At 37.1% G+C, this 19,825-nt stretch carries 12 protein-coding genes; 11 read left to right on the forward strand and 1 reads right to left on the reverse strand.

Features of this window, described 5'->3' with window-relative positions:
• Positions 1-2: 2 nt before the first annotated feature.
• Entirely contained in the window at positions 3-5,912 is a 5,910-nt protein-coding gene (locus tag JM84_RS06660) for a M14 family zinc carboxypeptidase (protein WP_013749821.1), read from the reverse strand.
• A gap of 383 nt (positions 5,913-6,295) precedes the next feature.
• On the opposite strand from JM84_RS06660, the gene JM84_RS06665 reads away from it, so the two are divergent.
• From JM84_RS06665 to JM84_RS06715, 11 genes are all read left to right on the forward strand, one after another.
• Entirely contained in the window at positions 6,296-7,702 is a 1,407-nt protein-coding gene (locus JM84_RS06665) for a vanadium-dependent haloperoxidase (RefSeq protein ID WP_144783317.1), read from the forward strand.
• A gap of 245 nt (positions 7,703-7,947) precedes the next feature.
• Positions 7,948-8,463, forward strand: a complete 516-nt coding sequence (locus JM84_RS06670; RefSeq protein ID WP_144783319.1) for a DUF3124 domain-containing protein — start codon at positions 7,948-7,950, stop codon at positions 8,461-8,463.
• A gap of 39 nt (positions 8,464-8,502) precedes the next feature.
• Complete coding sequence (locus JM84_RS06675) at positions 8,503-9,579, forward strand: sensor histidine kinase (RefSeq protein WP_144783321.1); 1,077 nt, start codon at positions 8,503-8,505, stop codon at positions 9,577-9,579.
• A 6-nt stretch (positions 9,580-9,585) separates the two neighbouring features.
• On the forward strand, positions 9,586-10,926 hold the full coding sequence (locus JM84_RS06680) for a sigma-54-dependent transcriptional regulator (protein ID WP_144783323.1): 1,341 nt from the start codon (positions 9,586-9,588) through the stop codon (positions 10,924-10,926).
• Between the two features lie 481 nt (positions 10,927-11,407).
• Positions 11,408-12,706: a Glu/Leu/Phe/Val family dehydrogenase gene (locus JM84_RS06685; RefSeq protein ID WP_144785142.1), complete on the forward strand. Its 1,299-nt coding sequence runs from the start codon at positions 11,408-11,410 to the stop codon at positions 12,704-12,706.
• A 26-nt stretch (positions 12,707-12,732) separates the two neighbouring features.
• The gene (locus tag JM84_RS06690) at positions 12,733-13,152 is read left to right on the forward strand and encodes a GreA/GreB family elongation factor (RefSeq protein ID WP_144783326.1); all 420 of its coding nucleotides are present in this window, start codon (positions 12,733-12,735) and stop codon (positions 13,150-13,152) included.
• 11 nt (positions 13,153-13,163) lie between these two features.
• Positions 13,164-13,589 carry a hypothetical protein gene (locus JM84_RS06695; protein WP_144783328.1) on the forward strand — a complete coding sequence of 142 codons (426 nt, stop codon included), beginning with the start codon at positions 13,164-13,166 and terminating at the stop codon, positions 13,587-13,589.
• A 19-nt stretch (positions 13,590-13,608) separates the two neighbouring features.
• Complete coding sequence (locus JM84_RS06700) at positions 13,609-13,998, forward strand: hypothetical protein (protein WP_144783330.1); 390 nt, start codon at positions 13,609-13,611, stop codon at positions 13,996-13,998.
• 10 nt (positions 13,999-14,008) lie between these two features.
• The gene (locus tag JM84_RS06705) at positions 14,009-14,851 is read left to right on the forward strand and encodes a hypothetical protein (RefSeq protein WP_144783332.1); all 843 of its coding nucleotides are present in this window, start codon (positions 14,009-14,011) and stop codon (positions 14,849-14,851) included.
• A 435-nt stretch (positions 14,852-15,286) separates the two neighbouring features.
• Positions 15,287-17,590, forward strand: a complete 2,304-nt coding sequence (locus tag JM84_RS06710; protein WP_261375706.1) for a chondroitinase-B domain-containing protein — start codon at positions 15,287-15,289, stop codon at positions 17,588-17,590.
• Positions 17,590-19,824: a heparinase II/III family protein gene (locus JM84_RS06715; RefSeq protein WP_144783334.1), complete on the forward strand. Its 2,235-nt coding sequence runs from the start codon at positions 17,590-17,592 to the stop codon at positions 19,822-19,824. Before JM84_RS06710 ends, JM84_RS06715 begins: the two co-directional genes overlap by 1 nt.
• Position 19,825: the final 1 nt, after the last annotated feature.

Consider the following 19,825-nt stretch of genomic DNA (forward strand, 5'->3'; position numbering starts at 1 on the left):
GTTTATTGAATAACAATTTTATGAGAAATCTTGATCTTTTCACCTTTAATAGATAGTATATACATACCACTACTTAGTTGGTCAAGATCATGAATTACCGTTTTGTTCCCTCTAAAGGATGCCTCATTACTCATAACTGTTTGTCCTAGTAAATTTGTAATTACGACATCTACATCGCTTCCTGAGAGTGCAGTAGATGTAATGGTTAATCTTCCATTTGTTATAGGATTAGGATACATTGCAAAATCAATCACTTCTTCAGTTGTAGTTGATAATACTTCTCGCTGGTAAACAATTTCAAAACGATTTGTATCGACACTTGTTTCAATGTCATTATCAACCGTAAAAGCGATAGTGTTTAATCCTTCTTCTAGTAAGGTAGTCTCACCTGTGTGGTTGTCTTTAAGATATGTTTCAACCTCATTTAATCCATAGATGTCAAGATCTAATGTGTAATTACTAGTGCGATATAGTGCATTGTAAAGTTGTATTTGATCATCTTCTGTAGGCATAGCTACTTTATCAATGCTTAGGAGTCCGCCATCTTTCAAAACGCCCATGTTCTCATCAATATTAAAGAACTTTGAAACATCTTCTGATGTTACGTCGTTACTATAGCTATCACCATAAAGGATGACAAAGTTATCTTGTAAGCCTATTTCTTCACCATAGTGTTCACTTCTATACAATCTACCTATAAGGTGTGGTGATGTAGCAATAGCATTTGATGAATTACTATAGAGCGGTACTATATTACCAGGAACTTTATCTGTCTCGTTAAAGACAATCTCAGTACTACTATCTGTAACAGTAGCATCTGTTGCTGTAAAAATAGCTTGACCAGGTTGTATGAAATGGTAGTCTTTAGAATTTGCTCCATTACTAGAACCACTTCCGTCTAGAAGAACAGTTACATATTGTCCTCTCGAACCTAGAGTAGCATCCCATACCCAAATCTGACCAGTTCTCACATTTGTAGAAGCTGAAAGTACGGTGTTTATGTTTAAAGAAGCCTGATATGGATTTCCTATAAAGTTAAAAGCTCCCGCATTGTGGTTAAGTGTACTGCCAGTTACACTTACAGGAGAGGTTGCAATAGTTCCTGTTGCTCTTAACTTGGTAGCAGTGGGAGTAGCAGCGTTGCTTGTCACGTTAACACTACGATCACCTCTTACTAGAAGTCTAATCGGTTCACCAGCATTTAAGGTAGTTACATCTGTATTTGTAACATCTTGCCAAGACTGAGATGCATTATCTAATTTAAAGATAGAACCATTTCCAGAAGCCGTAGCATCAAAACCATTTTCACCTGTTAAGGAACCTGAGATATGAGTACCATAACCAGGGTTAGGATTCACATTGTCGGTAGGGAAGGATGTACCTGTGTTATTAACCCCTTCTTGCCAGTTTGCATTAATACTTGTAGTGGTAGTTACAGGACTAGAAAGTAATCTAAAAGCTCTTCTTGCTGGAATGTATCTTTCTGTAGTCACATTACCAGAGATGGTCCCACCCGTAATTATATCAATCATTGCAGTTCTTGTAGGATTACTCAATAGGGTAAGTGTATCTCCAGTATTAAGAGTTCCATCTGTTAACGTCAGTAATTTGTTGATTGAAACTGCCGTGCTTAAGGTAACACCTTGAGTGGTATCACTATTATCAATTACTAAGTTGGCGATTTCAAGAGCATTACCTGCAATTTCTTGAGGAGAGCTTCCCGTCATTAAAAGTGTACCACTTGCTCCAGAGATCTCACCCGAATTAGTAAGGTCACCGTTTACATCCAGCGTAGTAGCTGCTAGATCTAATGTTGCGCCAGCAAGTATCGTTACATTATTTACTATTGTATTTGCAGATAGGGTAGGAGCTCCAGAACGTACTTCAATATTGTCATTACTTGTAGCGATACCACTTGGATCTTGAGGTGTCCAAGCTCCAGCATTATAGATGTAATACGCTGGTTCAATAGTAATAGTGTAATCTTCTACTTCTCCAAAGAAACCAACCTCACAAGGGGTTGATACCTCGTTGAATTTATTACTTACTCTCATTCTTACATTCCCTAGTGTTGCATCTATAGGGACTGTAATTGTGAATGGAGAACTATCTGTAGCTTGATCATTTTTATTAATATCTATTCCTAAATCGTATGATTCTCCAGCGTCAGTAAAATCTCCATTTCTGTTCCAATCTATCCAAACTGTAGTCGTGTGACTATTGTTCCCTAAAGTATTTAGATGTACTGAAAGGTTATGTGAAGATCCTCGGGCAAGCGTTGCTATTTCTGTGGTGAAATCAGTGTATGCGGGTTCGGGTCCAGATGGATTATTTATACCTCCGAGAATAACACGAGTAATTCCATTAGCAAAATCTATACTTCCTTCTGATCCACAATACGTGAGTTGTGTAGTAAAACTAATAGTTTCGCTATATGGAGAATCACTACCTGCTGTGCACGTAGCCTTTACTTGAGCTTCGTATGTTTTACCAACCTCTAGACCAGTTAGGTTAAGACTATTAGTTGTGGTATTTACACTAGTGTAAGTTGTTATTCCGCTTTCGCGAAAGCGTACTGTGTAGGAGTTGTTAGGTGTTGCTACCCAATTAAGTGTAGCGGTCGTCGCTTGAATGTTACTTGCTTGTAAGTTTAGCGGAGCTTCATCATTGACCACGGTCACAGTAGCTGTACATGTATCTATATTTCCTTTAAAATCTGTAACTGTAAGAGTAACAGTATTTGCTCCAACATTTGTACAGTCAAAATTGTCTATATCTAAGCTGTAAGTTTCTATTCCAATGTTATCTGTAGAGCCATCATTAATTTGCGATGGTTGTAATACTACGATTCCATCGTATCCCAAACTCACTGTGATGTTTTTACAAGTGGCAATAGGGTCCGTTGTGTCTGTAGGGTCAATTCTAAGATTATCAATGGCAATATCACTAGACGCGCCATTTCCTGTGGTTATTACAAATCGTATTTGAAAAATCTCATTACTATATGCGTTTAAATTTACGGTTGCATTTTTCCAGTCTGTTCCGTTTGTACTTTGTGCGCCAGATCGAGCAAATATTTGTGTCCAAGCTGAATCGCTACTTAATTTTACCTCTGCGACTAGAGATCCGACGTTTGTACCTAGCATATGATAGTCAAAATCAAATGAGCCAGTAAGACCACCACTCCAGTCTATACATGGACTAGTAATTATCACCTCTGCATTAGAACCTACTCCAATAGAGTTGCTTGATGCCTCTGTATAAAAATAATAAGTTCCTTGAGAAGCAGCACTAGGCCCTGTCCCTGTAGTTGCAGTACTCCCAGATCCATGAGTTAAATCACCGTCATCATTTAAATTTTGGGTCCAGTCGCCTAGACCTATTTCAAAATCTTCATGATTTACGGGTGTAGTTCCAGAAATACAAGATCTATCAGTAGCTACATTTAAGACTCTAAATTCATCAAAGGAAAATCCTGCAAACGTAGTTGTATAACCGTCAGCATTATTTGATGAATCACTATCAAAGACAAAGCGTAGTTGTAGGTCTGATGCTCCTGCTAAGAAATTATTGGCTTCGGGGCTAATTTCTATCTCTTCAAGCACCCATTTATTACCTTTAAAGCCTTCAAATAACGGCAGATTGTCAGGTTGATTATCACGATCTGCTGTTGATTTTGCTATGCCACCAGACCCATTTGCTGGATTGTAGCGCATAGAGGCAAGCGTAGAGCCTGGTTTTGTGTATTTACCACTTAATGGAATCCATTGTCCTGAATTGCCATCTCGACCTTGTAATTGAACATAATCAAAATTACGTTCTAAATCCCATTTAGCATAGAACTGTATAAGGGTAGTAGAAGATAAGTTTGAGATGTCGAAACTTTGATTAAGCGTGAGTTGAACATTTCTATCATTGGCATATGGAGGAGTAGCATCAAAAGTAATACCTCTAGAATTTCCAAAACCACTTGTTGCAGATGTTACCCATTCCGTCCCGCTACCAGAGCTCGTCCAGTTAGAAATTGAGGTAGGATTTATATCATCAATAAAAAGTTCTGATGGCTGGTATGTTTTTTGAATTGTCGATTGATATATAATGTGTGTATCATTGCTTAAGGTCACTTCATATTCAATAGTATCTCCAGCGGCAATCGTTCCTAATTGATAAGAAATAGCAATATCTGTTTGTTCTTGTTTAGCAAGATTAATATTTGGAGTAGTACCTATAGATATAATATTTGTAGATACCGGAGTAACTGTTAAGGTAAGAGGGCTTAATGTCATTCCTAAATATTCAATTCCAAATTTTAAATCACCAGTGAGTGTTGAAATATTAAATGGAGTTTCATCATGTAGTTGCGCTAGTTTTCCAGCAAATAATGCATTCACTAAATTCATTCTTGTTGCCCTAGCTGCTACGATTACAATTTGGGATGGAGATGGCCAGAATCCAGAGTTGAAAAGAGGATCTGCTTCTTCCCCTAAAGCATTTCCATTTTCTGGCGCAAGAGCAAGGATGCCTTTTCCTGATCCTACACTACCACCATTAAGTGGGTCTGGATCACCACCTAGCATCCAGTCACTCATGTCTCCATTTGCAACCGTAAGAACATTAGGAGCTTCCCCATAAATGTACCTATTAAATCTTGTAAGATCATGACAAAATTTCACATAGTCATCTTCACGCCCAGAAGCTGGTGAACCTGGATAGGCATTATAGCCATGAGGTAGTAAGTTAGATGTCGCGTGGTGATTGAGTGCGGTTTTTGCGTCGTGGTTTTCTACAAATATTCTTGTGATTCTTGTCTCTGGTTCAGAAAATGCTGCTGTACCTCTATATACTTGAGAACTAGGTGTGGCACTTGATCCTACTCCATTACCTGTGTAAGCGTTGTTTGCACCCCAAAAGTAGTCGTAATTTCTATTAAGATCCACTCCACGTGCAGAGTTGTCACCTGTATTAGCATCAGGATTTAAATTTTTACGTTGTAATCCTCCACCATTAGGATCTGTTTGCTCATTCCAAAGCAACCCATCTGGATTTGCTACTGGCATAAAGTACATCTCATGATTATCAACTAAATTCTTGATATCTGCGTCAGTTTCATAGTTTTCAAGTATATACCACATGTAGTAGATAAGGTTCATCATACTACTTGCCTCACGGGCATGGCTCATACCACTATAGAAGGATTCTGGTTCGTTTGCCTCATCTGTATTTGGATTATCAGAGATGCGCACATAATAAACAGTTTGTCCAGGCCAAGTATCATATTGACCACCATTAGTAAAGCTATTACCGTGGGTAGTTATAGGAGTACCAGACCCATCTTCAGCTAGTGATGCATCTTTACGGACAGAAATTAAATGAGGATATAATTGCCTCATTCTATCTAATTCTGAAAGCATCTCCCCATAGGTTAGACAACCATTCATGCTTCCTAACTCAAAATTTTGTGGAGTCTGCCAGTTTATTTCAGTCTCCCCTTCGTATTGAATAATGTTAGAAATAGTAGTACCAGTCGTACTTAAGGATCTAGTTTCATTATTAGAATAACTTAAAGATTTTAAGGCATTAAGTTCCTGCTTTGCTTTTGGTAATTCAACCTCATTTTGTTCTTTATAATAAGCCCGTGTATCATCAATAATGGTAGTAAAGGAGATATTAAGTTGCTCGATTATCTCTACCTCTTGATTGCTTAATTCTAATACAAGTTCGTTGCCAAAAATCTCAGCACCACACTTAAGGTCTATACCCGAGGTAGCAATCAATGTGAGTTGGTTTGGTGTTGGATTGGAAATTTTAATACGTTTTCCATTTACGTGATTGTGTTGCCCTTGAACTGTAGCGATTGTACCAAAGACAAGTACAACGATAAGGATAACAACCTTTAAGTAGGTTTGCTTCATAGCAATAGTAGGTTTAAGTCAATTAAGGAATTTGGGATGCCTTAATTCGTTAGGGGTTTATTTTTAAAAGCTGCTAAACTAGAAAAAAACCAAGGATAAATGTTAATAAAAATGTTAAATTGTGTATTTTGTAGACGATAAATGTATTTCGTCGACGTTTTGGTTATATTTAAATTTTAGTACTTGTATATTTACTTGCTGGGCTAATTTGTTGACATTTAGATTTTTAAGGCTTTTTTTATTGTGCTGAGAATATTTAATATTGATAAATAAAATCCGACTATCATTTGAAGAAATAAAAATTTATTTCTAGCCTATTAATAGTATTTTGCGGCTAAGTTTATGGTGATTAGATGTGTAATACACTGCTTAAATAATTCGTTATGAGAATCTCATGTATTAATCCTTTACTACTAGGACTCCTTGTTGTCTTCTTATTTCAATCTTGTCAAGATGATGTAGATGATGTGAGTCTTAATCAAAATGTAGCAGTATCTGATATTATTGATACTTCAATAATAGTTACAGACCCAACCACACAGCTCATTACAGACTGGAATACGCTTTGGTTAGAAGTAGATCAATATGCCTATGGTATGAGACCTGTTGCTACTGCCAGATCCTTAGCTTATATACATCTTGCGGCATATGAAGTAGCAGTTGCAGATGTAGATGGAAACCAGTCTAACGTAAATAATCTTGATGGATTAACTATTGACTTTAGTGAGCGCCCAGATAATGTAGACATTAAAGTAGCTCTGAATACTTGCTATGCACTAGTTTTTGATCACTTCATGTATAATGTGCAATCAGATGTGGATGTGAAAATTGACCAGCATAAAAATGCTCAAGAAATCAGACTTCAAGAAGGTTTAAGTGCAGATGTAATTACAAATTCTATGGATTGGGGAACCTATGTTGCAGAACAAGTAATTTTATACAGCCAAACCGACGCTGCAGCAGAATCTCAAATAATAGAACCACAACCCTATGCTTATGAACCTCCAGCAGGTGAAGGCTACTGGACCTACAGTGCAGATGAGGAAAGAGCTTGGTTTCCTTATTGGGCTAGTGCAAGAACGTTTGTAATATCGTCAGAAGAGACATCAAGTATACCGCCTACAATCAATTATAGTACAAGCATAGATAGTGATTTTTATAATGAAATGATGGAAGTATATACCATCAACAATACAGCAAGAGAAGAAGATAATGATGATCTATGGATAGCAGAGTTCTGGTCTGACGATGTAGAAGGTCTCATGATAAGTCCTCCTGGTCGTCAAATATCAATTGCAAATCAATTGATAGATCAGCTAGATGTGAGTTATGAGCAATCACTTATAATGCTTTTAAAGCTAGGCTTTTCATTGAACGATGCTGCTGTTTCCACTTGGGCAGATAAGTATGAGTATATGGTGATGCGCCCAAGTGTATATATCCAAGAGCATATAGACCCAACTTATCAAACCAATTTATATAGGTTTATTAATTGGCCTAACCCGTCATTCCCAGGATATCCATCGGGGCATTCTGCATTTTCTTCGGCGGCAGCTGGGGTATTTATCAATGAGTTTGGAAATACTATTAATTTTACAGACAAAACACACGAAGGTAGGGCCGAGTTTAGAGGAGCTTCTAGACAATATAGTTCGCTTTCAGAAATGGCTCAAGAAAACGCTTACTCAAGGCTTCCTCTAGGAGTACATGTGAGAATGGACTGCACAGAAGGGTTACGTCTAGGTTATGAAATTTCTGATGCTGTAAATGCTTATGACCTTACTGAGTAGTTGTTACGCTTTCGCGAAAGCTTGATTTAGAAATTTACTTATATGTAAATTTCTAAAGTATTCTTAATGTAAAGAGCTACTTCAAGTTAATCTCTATTAGTAAAAAAGTCAACTATATTTTTTAGAAAGATTCCCTCTAAAACAAGAGATACAAACACTTCATACCAATTTAAATTCAGAAATTTGATATCTTGTAGTACCTATCTATTATAGTGCGTACACCTTACATATATCTCAACCTTATTATGAAATATTTACTTCCCATTGCATTAGTATATCTATTAGTTCTTTCTTGTGAGGAACCTAAGCCACTAAGTTCTGTAGATCCAGTGAACTGGGACAAGAGAACAGTCAAGAGCGCGCTTAGTGATTCACTCGAGTCTGGGAGTACTTTTCTTTCTATTTATTCTCAAATATATTTACGTACAGAAAATGATCAAGCAGACTTAACGGCGACTATAAGTTTGCATAATCCTAATCGAGAAGCGCAGGTGTATGTTGACAAGGCAGTGTATTATAACACTTATGGCGAGCCAATACGTGTGTATTTTGATAAGACCATTTTTATCAAGCCTATGGAGACCGTTCAGATTGTTATAGATGGTGTGGATAAAGAAGGAGGAACGGGTGCAAACTTTATCTTCGACTGGAAAATAGAGCCTAATACAAATGAGCCTATCATTGAAGCGATTATGATAAGTACCTACGGCCAGCAAGGAATTTCTTTTGTCACTACAGGTAAAAAGCTATTGCGTTCTTAGAGATAGTAGCTACTTGTAAATAATTGAAATCCATTGAGTATGACAACTACAGAAGACGAACTTAAAGAAAGGATTAAAGAGCTTACTTGCCTTTATGAAGTGTCCTCTATTATCGTACATGCAGATGTAGATCAAATGCAAGAAACGCTCAATGCTATTGCATTTAGCTTAAAGAAAGGCTTTCAATATCCTAGCAATACAGAGATTTCTATTGAGACCTCATTATGGTCCACTATTACAGAGCGTGCCAATGAAGCCATATGTCTAGAAGCGCCTATTCATGTATTTAATAAGCCTAATGGGATGATTACCGCCTACTTGATAGGTAAGAGCTCTTTTTTAAAAGAAGAAAAACAATTACTAGATAGTGTCGCTCAGAAAATAGGAAATCTACTAGAGCGTATAGAAATACAGCAAAATGAAACCTCTCTCAAGAGGCAGATGGAGCGTGCAGATCGTCTGGGTATTCTAGGTGAGATTACTGCGGGAATTGCACATGAACTTAACACGCCTCTCGCAAATATTTTAGGATTTGCAGAGCTTTTAAAAGAAGATATAGCGAGTAATGAAAGCGCAACAGAAGATCTAGATAAGATTATAAAGAATGCTATTTTCTCCCGTGAGGTTGTAAAAAAGTTAATGTTTTTTGCCTGCGAGATGCCGCAAGAAATGCAAGCGCTTAATATGGTGCCTAGTATTAAAAGTGCCGTAGCATTACTAGAAGCTTCGTTTAAAAAAGCGAAGGTTAATTATTTGATAGATATCGATGATCAAGAATTATGGCTCAAAGCAGATACGATTCAAATCACACAGATTATCTTTAATCTTATCATAAATGCTATTTATTTTTCACCAGAAAACGGACTTGTTACCATCACGGCATCGCAATCTGATCGATCTATTATTTTAAAAATCAAAGACGAAGGCGTAGGATTATCTAGTGAGGTGCTAGATAAAGTGTTCCAGCCTTTTTTTACCACAAAACCTACCGGTGATGGTTCTGGGTTAGGACTTAGTGTAGTACATGGTATTGTTGCGAGCCACAAAGGCACTATTACAGCTAGAAATAATAAAGACAAAGGCGCTACATTTACCGTAATGCTACCTAGATCTTAAGACGCTATGCAACTCAATAAAGAGAACATATTAATAGTAGATGATGATATCAACATCTTAGAGCTCTTGCAGCGTCACTTGCAATCGTGGAACTATCATACTTATAAGGCAGTGTCTGTAAAGGAAGCAGTTCAAATACTACGTGATACACATATTGATTTACTTATCACAGATCTCAAAATGCCTGAAATAGATGGCACAGAACTCATTAATTTTGTGTCTGAGCATTACCCGCAATTGCCTAAACTTATAGTGACTGGCTATCCTTCTGTGCAAGATTCCCTCGCTGCAATCAAGTCTGGAGTTGTAGACTACCTGACAAAGCCTTTTACTAAAATTGAATTAAAAGCGGCTATTAATAAGTCATTCGTAAATGATGACGGAAGTGCAGCTACTAACCGCAAAGAACCGCAGTCTACTAGTAACACACAGCACAAACCCTATGGTGAAATTATAGGAAACTCGGATAAGATTTATAGTGTTATCCAGATTATAGAGCGTGTAAAGGATAATAAAGCAACCATATTTATAAAAGGTGAGAGTGGTACAGGTAAAGAGCTTGTAGCAAGAGCTATTCATTATCAAGGTAAATTTTCGCGAGCACCGTTTATTGCTGTAAACTGTGGCGGTATCCCAGAAAATTTATTAGAGTCAGAGTTGTTTGGGTACACAAAAGGAGCCTTTACAGGCGCCGAAAAAAATCGGGATGGCTTTTTTCAGGCGGCAAATGGTGGGACTATTTTCCTCGATGAGATAGGTAACGCATCTACTGCCGTGCAATCACGATTGTTGCGCGTACTTCAAGAAAAGGAAGTGTTAAAAGTAGGCGCTCAAAAACCTGAGAAAATAGACGTCCGCGTTATCGCAGCAACAAATAGTGATCTCAAGGAGATGATAAAAAAAGGAACTTTTAGAGAAGACCTTTTTTACCGTCTTACCGTGGTTGAGGTCGATGTCGCTCCGTTGCGAGAACGCAAGGAGGATATCCCGTTGCTTATTGAAAAGTTTCTCTTCAAATATGGTGTAGAGTTTAAAGATCGTTTTATAAAAATCACACCAGAAGCAACAGCCATTTTACAACGTTATGACTGGCCTGGTAACATACGCGAACTCGAAAATATCATACAAAGAGCTGTCATTATGTGTGATAAAGTCGTGGAAGTTGCACACCTACCAGAAGCACTTAAATATACTATTGATTTTCCTGAGGATGGCTTACTTTCCCTCAAGGAAATGGAGAAAATTCATATAAGGAAAGTGCTCAGTGCTATGGAAAATAACAAAACCAAAGCAGCCCAAATTCTAGGTATAGATCGCAAGACTTTGCGTAGTAAGTTAGAAGATTAACAGGTTCTTTCAAAAGTGTCTTCATACTCATGCTACCGTATCAGCATGTTATCCATTTTTTCATAAAATAATAGTAAGTACCGATTCATTTTTCCTCAGCTGGGTAATTATTACTCGGCTGTGGTTTCTTGTTACGCTTTCGCGAAAGCGTGAAAACCCTTGTAAACATTGCATTCTTCTATTTGTGCATCTTTCTGGCACACGTGCTGGCATATAGATTGCAATTATCACAGCAAAGTAAAAGGAACTTAAATCATCTGTAGAGATGGCTATTGCTCCTAACCTTTGTGAAACAACAGTATAAAATAAACAATTTAAAGAGTAGTACGATGAATTTCAATTCAATGTTAAGCGCTATAGCTCCAAAAAAAGCGGGTAGCAAAAAACCAAAAAGTAAATATATCACAGAGAAATACAAGGAAAGAAGTATTTCAAATCGTCTTTTTAAATAATATATAAATAGCCACTAGTGGCTTTGATTATGGAAGTAGCAACTATAGATAGGAAGAGTACAAAAGTACCTGTGAGAGGTATGATGGATAATGTGATGGAGCAGTTTAATTGTGCTGCAGATCATATTGAACTTCACCCTAGCATTAGAAAAATATTGAGCATCACAAACAATGAGATTGTGGTTCATTTTCCAGTAAAAATGGATAATGGAGATGTTGAGATTTTTACAGGATATAGAGTGCAGCACAACAATGCCTTAGGACCTTATAAAGGTGGTTTACGTTATCACCCTACGGTAGATATTGATGCAGCAAGAGCTCTTGCCATGTGGATGACCTGGAAAACATCACTTGCAGGTCTTCCTTATGGTGGTGGTAAAGGTGGAATCCAGCTAGATCCTTCAAAATATTCACAAACAGAATTAGAACGTATTACGCGCAGATTTACGTTTGCTCTTGCAGATAATATAGGTCCAGAGCATGATATCCCTGCACCAGATGTAAATACAAATAGCCAGACCATGGCATGGATGGCAGATACGTATATGAGTACGCGCCCTCCTGCAGAGCGCACCGCAAACCAGCATGTAGTTACGGGAAAACCAGATGGGAGTGGAGGTCTAGAAGGCCGTGATCGTGCAACAGGTTACGGTGTATATCTCACAATAAAATACTGGGCAGAGCGCAATGAGGAGTCATTAGACAACAAGAAGTTTATTGTACAAGGTTTTGGTAACGTAGGTTACTGGGCTGCACATTTTCTAGAGCAAGAAGGAGCAAAGCTAGTAGCGGTTCAAGATGCTTTTGGTACGATTGAAAATAAAGAAGGGATTAACGTAGAGGATCTCTTTAATTATAGCAAGGTAAATTATGGAAGCATTGTGGACTTTCCTGAGTCTACTATGTTATCACAAGATGATTTTTATGCAACAGATTGTGATATCTGTATTCCTGCAGCTTTAGGAAACCAAATTACTAAAGAAAATGCGCCTACTATAAAAGCAAGACTCATTGCCGAAGGTGCAAACGGACCTACTAACGGTGACGGTGAGCGTATACTCTTAGATAGAGGTGCAACTATTATCCCTGATATTCTATGTAATTCTGGAGGAGTGATAGGAAGTTATTTTGAGTGGTTACAAAACCGTAACGGAGAGTTATGGCAACTGGATGAAGTGATGGTTAAGCTAGAGAAAAAAATGAGAGAATCATTTAAAAAAGTTCATGCTTTTGCTCAAAGCGAGTCTATGGATATGAGAACGGCAGCTTATTGTATTGCCATAAAGAGAATAGAAAAGGCTTACATACAACGAGGGATTTTTCCTTGATTTTAAGGATATCTAATCACTATAATATGGAATGTAATGGTCTAATATTAGAAAAGAGAGAGTACGTGTTTTTAAAACGCGTACTCAATATCTCGGGATATGTAGATGATTTTGAAACGCAAAAGTCATTGCAGCGGTTAAGTAATGAGCTTAAAAGTGCTCATATAGTAGATGACTGTGATATGCCTTTAAACGTAATACGCTTTAATAGCAAGGTAACAGTGTCCTCAGATCGAGGCTGGGAGAAAACACTACAAGTGGTAGCACCTGCAGATAAGGATGTGGCATTAAGTAAGGTATCTGTACTCACACCTATGGGTTCTGCAATATTTGGTAATAAGGAAGGTGCTATTATAAGTTGGATGTTTCCTTCCGGAATGCAAGAGCTCACCATAACAAAGGTCATACAAGATACACTAGAACACAATATGGAAGTTGTTCTTTAAAAAAATATACTATGAAAGAATTAAATATAGAAATTTATGCTCATGACAGTGAAGTAGATGTTGCCCATCAAATTAACACGATGGAGCTTCATAACTGGATTAACCATCTTACTTACATACGTAAAGAGCTTAGTAATCTTATACATTTTTATAATGCACAGCCAGCTCAAAAAAGATTAGAACAAGAATCTACCTCTCAGCGGTTTGAAATGAAGCAAGTAGATAATGATGTGATCTTAGTAGAACTCCAAAAATTAAAGGTTTCTCGAGATACTATCATAGAGTGTGAGGATGTTCATTGTGACATGACGTTTATACAAGAGCATGAAAAATGCAGGAGAATGTACCTCTTTCACATAGATAAGTATCGTAAACTTAAGGACACTTTTTTTAAAGAGCTTCAAGGAAAAATTTCTCAAGTAGCTCAACCAGCATAATGCCTAAAAATAATACTACTTGGACGCCATATTATCACATAAACTCGACGCTTATAGAAGGTTGTTTATAGAAAAAGATCTCATTGAATTGAGCCAATGGATAGACGCCATTGAAAGTATTAATCTTGAAATTGATCACCTGCAATTAATAGAAAAGCGACTTATTAAAAATAGCACCATTTCTGCAATGCTGCAGGGTTTTAGAAGAAAAAACACCCTCGTTATGGCATCATTGTGTAAATATGAGCAGGAATTAAAACGAGAATATGAATACAGCGCAAGAGCATATGACACAGTAAGAGCAAAGGAACACGAGGGAAGAAGAGTTTTGTATAGCAATCTTATGATTGAATTTAAACAACTAAGAAAGGTTATTTACATGGCGCTCTCTAAATATAAACGCAGCTAACAATAGACGTATGAAAAAGATATTAATACCTATTCATTTAAATCATCATAACTGTGATGCTATAGATTATGCTGTCAAGTTCTTTAAACGAGAAGTGTGTGAATTCTATTTTCTCAATACCTACAATTACAACGTCCAAGGTCTCAATGCAATCCAACTACTACAAGCAGATGAGGATTGGTTTGAACGTCCTAAACAAGAATCGCAAGAACGCCTAAGTCGTTTGATAAAAAAGTATTCTTATAATAATAGAAATAAGAATCACGGCTTTAATGCAATCTCAGAGTGCACCGGACTTATCTCTGGTATTAAAAAAAACATCACCGAGCTAGCAATAGATATTGTGGTAGTTTCTTGTAAGGACAAATTAAATAGAGATGTCAATATGTACTGTAAAAGCACCAGTCTTATCATCGATGAAATAAGAGAATGTCCTATTCTTATAATGCCTACGGCTACCAAACAAAAAAGAAATCCAGTTTTTGCATTAGTGTCAGATTTTAAATCTGAAGTATCTGAAGAAGAAATAGAGAGCTGGTATGAAATCGTAAAACTTTCGAATGGTACTCTCAAGATTGTTGTGAGCAACAGTATGAACGAGATGACTAATCAACAGATAAGTAACCAGACGAAGGTGTGTTATTACTTGAGAACACTTACTAATAGTTCAGTGGTAGTTGACTATCTCAACACGACATCAGACATCAAAGAGTTTGCAAATACACATAGCAACCATATCATTAGCTTGATTGATAAAAAGCCAGATTTTCTCCGTAAATACGGATTAGGTCATTCAACCATCACAAATTTAGGACCCTTATCTTCAAGTCCTTTGATTGCATTACACCAATAACCATTGAGATGAGCAATCGTAAATTTTATATCATTATAATAATTCTTGGAGCGCTAGTAATTCTACTTCTAAGTAGTATTGTATCTGCACCTATATTTGAATAAAACTTTTGAATAAGTAGCTATTTTAATCTACTCTTATTTTCTAACATTCAGCTAGGAATACTTTCGAGTGAGGAAATAAGTGATTACCTCCATATTTTATTATAATTCGACAAATAATTGTGTAAATAATTGTGAGTATCGTAATTATCTATATATTTGAGATTGTAAATTGGTAAACCAGTTTGGATAACCAATTTACATTAAATTCAAATTTAAAATTATTTCACGCTCAAACAGTGATGTTGCAGATGAGTAATTTTAGATAATTCTAATATAAGTGTATTGTTTTTTGCTTTCGCGAAAGCGTACTCTTAGTACTCACAACATATTTATGACTCGATATCTCTTTATTCTTCTTTGTAGCCTTATTGTCTTTACTTCTTGTAAGGAGCCTACGCCTACATTGTCACAGACAGTCACTACCCCAGATGAATTAAAAGAGGCAATTAAGGAAGCAAAGCCAGGAGATGTAATCAGTCTTAAAGATGGGGTGTGGAAAGATCTAGCTATTAAATTTTACGGAGAAGGCACTGAAGCAAATCCTATTACTCTTAAGGCAGAAAATGCTGGGAAAGTAATCTTAGAAGGAAACTCTTCACTTAAACTAGGAGGGAAGCACCTTGTAGTAGAAGGACTTTATTTTAAAAATGGTTATACCACAGAGAATGCCATTATACGTTTTAAAATAGATGATGAGAAGATTGCATATCACTCGCAAGTAACAGATTGTGTAATAGAAGATTTTACAAATCCAGATCGTGATAGTAAAAATCACTGGATAGAATTATGGGGACAGCACAATACTTTTGATCATAATTATATTACTGGTAAAACAAATCAAGGTCCTACACTTCGCGTGTTTTTAAAAGGAAATGAAAATGTAAATACCTATCATCAGATTAAGGATAACCATTTTGGACCACGTCCTAGAAAAGGCGGGCCTCGTGCAGAAACTATGCAACTAGGCGATAGCTATACGTCTATGACACCGGGCTATGTAAATGTAGAACACAATTATTTTGAAAAGTGTAATGGAGAAGTAGAGATTATCTCAAGTAAGTCTAATTATAATACGTTTAAAAATAATGTCTTTTTTGAGTCAGAAGGTTCGCTAGTGCTTCGTCACGGTAATTATGCGACCATAGATGGTAATGTATTTATAGGTAATGATGCATCTGAGTTTATAGGAGGTATACGTGTCATAAATACAGGTCATCTTATTGTAAATAACTACTTCTATAACTTAAAAGGAAATGAATTTCGCGCACCGCTCGCAGTAATGAATGGTATTCCTAAGTCCCCGCTTAATCGTTATAATCAGGTTACAGATGTGGTAGTAGCTCACAATTCATTTATAAATACAAAGACGCCTTGGCATTTTGGAGTAGGAGCAAACCTAAGTCAGGCAGAAGTGCTTCCAGCTTCAGAAATACGCTCGGCACGTGCAGAACGTATGATTGTGGCAAATAACTTAGTGTACGGAGATATTGAAACTACAGAAATCATCAAAAATTACGATAGCATCACTGGCGTTACTTTTAAAAATAACATACTCAATGTAGAAAATAAAAGTGCTTATCAAACAGACGGTTTGTTAACTAAAGAAGTAACATTATCATCACCTACAGAAATCTTCCAATCCCCAGAATCACTAGAGACTGAGATGTATAATGGGTTTGACTTTGATATGATTGAGACTGACATTTTTGGCAATAAAAGAGCGTCCACTAATAAAGTGGGGGCAATTGCAGGTGCTAGCACGGGTGCATCGGCATTGCTCGACGTAACTAATTATGGGACGTCATGGTTCAACCCACATCCAGAAAAGCAAGCAGGAAAAACAATAAAAGTATCAACTGCAGCAGAGCTTACAGAGGCTGTTGCGACAAGTAATGATGGAGATACTATTGAGCTTAGTGCTGGTAATTATGAGATTAATGAAAAGTACGCTTTCGCGAAAGCGGTAACTCTTCAATCCTCATCTTCAGAAAAACCGGTACTTACATTTAGTAACACTGCCAAAGGTTTTGAGCTACAACCAAGAGCAAAACTCAAGCTCAAAAACATTTCACTTAAAGGAACGTCAACTACAGATGCTTTTGCAACCCTTGATAAAAACATGGGACAGTCTTATGAGCTGTGGCTAGACAACGTTGAGGTAGACGGATTTAAAAGTGTGCTAGAAACGAGTAAAGCATCTTTTGCTGATACTATTATGGTTAAAAAGAGTGTGATTAAAAACACGCAGCGTGGTATCCAGCTCAATAAAGAAGTAAATGATAAAGGAGATTATAATGCTGCCTTTGTGTTTATTCAAGATTCTCAGTTTGAAAACGTGGCTAGTGACGTGCTAGATTATTACCGTGGAGGTTATGATGAGTCTACTATAGGTGGAAGCCTGGTGGTTACTGGTAACGCATTTACAAAATGTGGTGCTAGTGATAACGCTAATATATTATTACAAACAAGAGGAATTGTAAATGTTACTCTAGCAAATAACACGTTTACAAATAATCGTGTGAAGTATGTCGCGGTTCTTTGGGGAGAAAAAGGTCAAGAGCCAGTAGACAATACAGTGTCTAACTCTGGTGAAATAAAAGTAGTTCAAAATCTGAAACTTAAACTGGTTTACTAATGCAAAAGCCACAACGGTTCCCTTTATTGAAGTGGTGTTTTTGTTTATTCTCACTTGCGCTTTGCTCTCAGCAATTACCATCAGATGAGGTGGTAGCTGTAGAAGACCTTGCTGTTTATCTAAAAAAAGAGATTAAAGATGAACTTGATGATGACTCACTAGAGGCGCTTGCTGCTCATTTTAGAACTGTTTTTCAAGATCGTTACTTCTACCACTGGACAGAGAATGATAATCGTTTTGAGGAGTATAAATCCTTGTATCCTACGATGGAAGTTTCTCATTCTACTCGTGCTCAAGATCACTTAGATAAATTTGATGCCAGTACGCACTGGAAGTTACCTTTTAATTATAAAAATGATACTCCTATAAATGCATACGGTCTTAGGCACCTAGCGAGACAGCATAAAATGGTGGATATTTCCTTTCTTTATCGCTACAAGGATAAAGATGCACAATACATTGATTACTTCACAGGCCAGCTGCAGTCACTCAATGACGCTTTAATCGCAGGTGAATATGAAACCATTCCCGATGGAAACGGAGTTTATGAAGCCTTTAGATCTGGTTACAGAATCCTTAATTGGTTGCAAATTCATAATTCATTTCTAGGGGAGAAAGCATATTCAGATGAGGAGCAGCTTACTACGGTAGCAACATTGTTGCAACACGCTTCACACCTATATGAGAATAATGCCGAGTTTAAATCTGGTAATCACCAAACGAGAGGATTAAGTGCGCTGGCTATGCTTGCTATTATATTCAGTGATTTTCAGGATGCAGATTTATGGTATGAAAGGGCAATGAGTATTCTCGAGCAGCACTTGCAGCGCGAGATCAATGAGGATGGCTTTCAATTTGAACGTACCATTCATTATCATCAAAGCGATATTGATAACTACTTTTATATCTATCAACTCGCTCAAAAAAGCAATAAGAAAGTAAGCGCCATCTGGGAAGAACGTTTAAAATCTCTTTTTACTACACTTACTAAAATCGCTTTCCCAGACGAATCTGCACCAGTACTATCTGATGATACAGATGCACCTTGGGCAGAGAAAAATGACATTTCTGGAACACTTACCTTGGGGTATCTTTTATTTGATGATCCTGAGATGGGATACTTTGCAAAAAGCACGGTTAAGCCTAAATATTTATGGAATTTAAGTAAGGAACAACTAGGTGGTTTAAAAGAGATTAAAGCTACAGCGCCTCAAGTAGGATCTTATGCTTTTGAAAACACTGGGTATTATATCATGAGGGAAGGCTGGAATGACCAAGATAATATGCTTGTTATAGCTGCCGGACTTGATGCAGATAAGCCTGACCATCAGCATGGAGATATGCTGGGTATTCAAGCAATGGCAAATGGAAAGGTAGTATTACCTAACTACCAAGTACGTTACTCGCTAGAAGACCTTGAGCTCTTTAAAAATAGTATGGTAAAGAATGTGGCGTTTGTAGATAACGAGCTGCAAGGCAAGCAATACACTTCAAATAAAGGTGGAAGCGGCTTCGGGAAATTTAAAGAACTTCCTATGCCAAAGGTCTTAGGATGGAGCGCAAATGTTACAGCAGATGTTTTTGTGGGTTCGCATAACGGATTTGAAAATGTAGGTGTCAACTATAGTAGACAGGTGATAAATGTTGAGAATGAATTCTGGATTGTAAAAGATAATTTTGAATCAGAGGCTCCACATACTTACAAGCAAGTATGGCAGGGTCATTATAGTAGTGAGCATAGCCCAGAGTTACTTAGAGCTACTTTTGATAATGGAAGCGGAATGGACATTTTACAACTACAAGCCGTAGATAAAGTAGTTACAGACGGTAAACGTGGTAAAGAGTGGTCTGTGGTGCAAAAAGCAGCTACAGATAACTTCAGTTTTGTGACGGTGCTTTATCCATTTGACACCTACGATAAGAGGATACATGAAGATAGCATGGGTAGCGAATTTTCCGGTTGGTTAATTATTACTACTAGCGATACTCAAAACAATAGTATCACCTTATCTAAGGATGATACTAACATATCTTTTGCTACTTCCCAATTAACAATAGGCGATGTGATTATTGATTTTTCACAAGAGGCCGATGTGATGGCGCAAGTAGACAACAAGCGTTTATTTATTACCCTATTAAGTGATAAGACGACTACTGTTACGATTACCCAAGGAAAACAAAACATATCTCAGCCGCTAGCTCCCGCAGCTCTGCTAGAATATAAATTTAAGTAAG

The sequence above is a fragment of the Dokdonia sp. Hel_I_63 genome, from assembly GCF_007827285.1.
Taxonomy (GTDB): Bacteria; Bacteroidota; Bacteroidia; order Flavobacteriales; family Flavobacteriaceae; genus Dokdonia.

What these genes read in the sequence shown, in the direction of transcription:
- JM84_RS06660 (WP_013749821.1), bottom strand. Translation starts at nt 5,912, where the DNA reads ATGAAGCAAACCTACTTAAAGGTTGTTATCCTTATCGTTGTACTTGTC.
- JM84_RS06665 (WP_144783317.1), top strand. Translation starts at nt 6,296, where the DNA reads ATGAGAATCTCATGTATTAATCCTTTACTACTAGGACTCCTTGTTGTC.
- JM84_RS06670 (WP_144783319.1), top strand. Translation starts at nt 7,948, where the DNA reads ATGAAATATTTACTTCCCATTGCATTAGTATATCTATTAGTTCTTTCT.
- JM84_RS06675 (WP_144783321.1), top strand. Translation starts at nt 8,503, where the DNA reads ATGACAACTACAGAAGACGAACTTAAAGAAAGGATTAAAGAGCTTACT.
- JM84_RS06680 (WP_144783323.1), top strand. Translation starts at nt 9,586, where the DNA reads ATGCAACTCAATAAAGAGAACATATTAATAGTAGATGATGATATCAAC.
- JM84_RS06685 (WP_144785142.1), top strand. Translation starts at nt 11,408, where the DNA reads ATGGAAGTAGCAACTATAGATAGGAAGAGTACAAAAGTACCTGTGAGA.
- JM84_RS06690 (WP_144783326.1), top strand. Translation starts at nt 12,733, where the DNA reads ATGGAATGTAATGGTCTAATATTAGAAAAGAGAGAGTACGTGTTTTTA.
- JM84_RS06695 (WP_144783328.1), top strand. Translation starts at nt 13,164, where the DNA reads ATGAAAGAATTAAATATAGAAATTTATGCTCATGACAGTGAAGTAGAT.
- JM84_RS06705 (WP_144783332.1), top strand. Translation starts at nt 14,009, where the DNA reads ATGAAAAAGATATTAATACCTATTCATTTAAATCATCATAACTGTGAT.
- JM84_RS06710 (WP_261375706.1), top strand. Translation starts at nt 15,287, where the DNA reads ATGACTCGATATCTCTTTATTCTTCTTTGTAGCCTTATTGTCTTTACT.
- JM84_RS06715 (WP_144783334.1), top strand. Translation starts at nt 17,590, where the DNA reads ATGCAAAAGCCACAACGGTTCCCTTTATTGAAGTGGTGTTTTTGTTTA.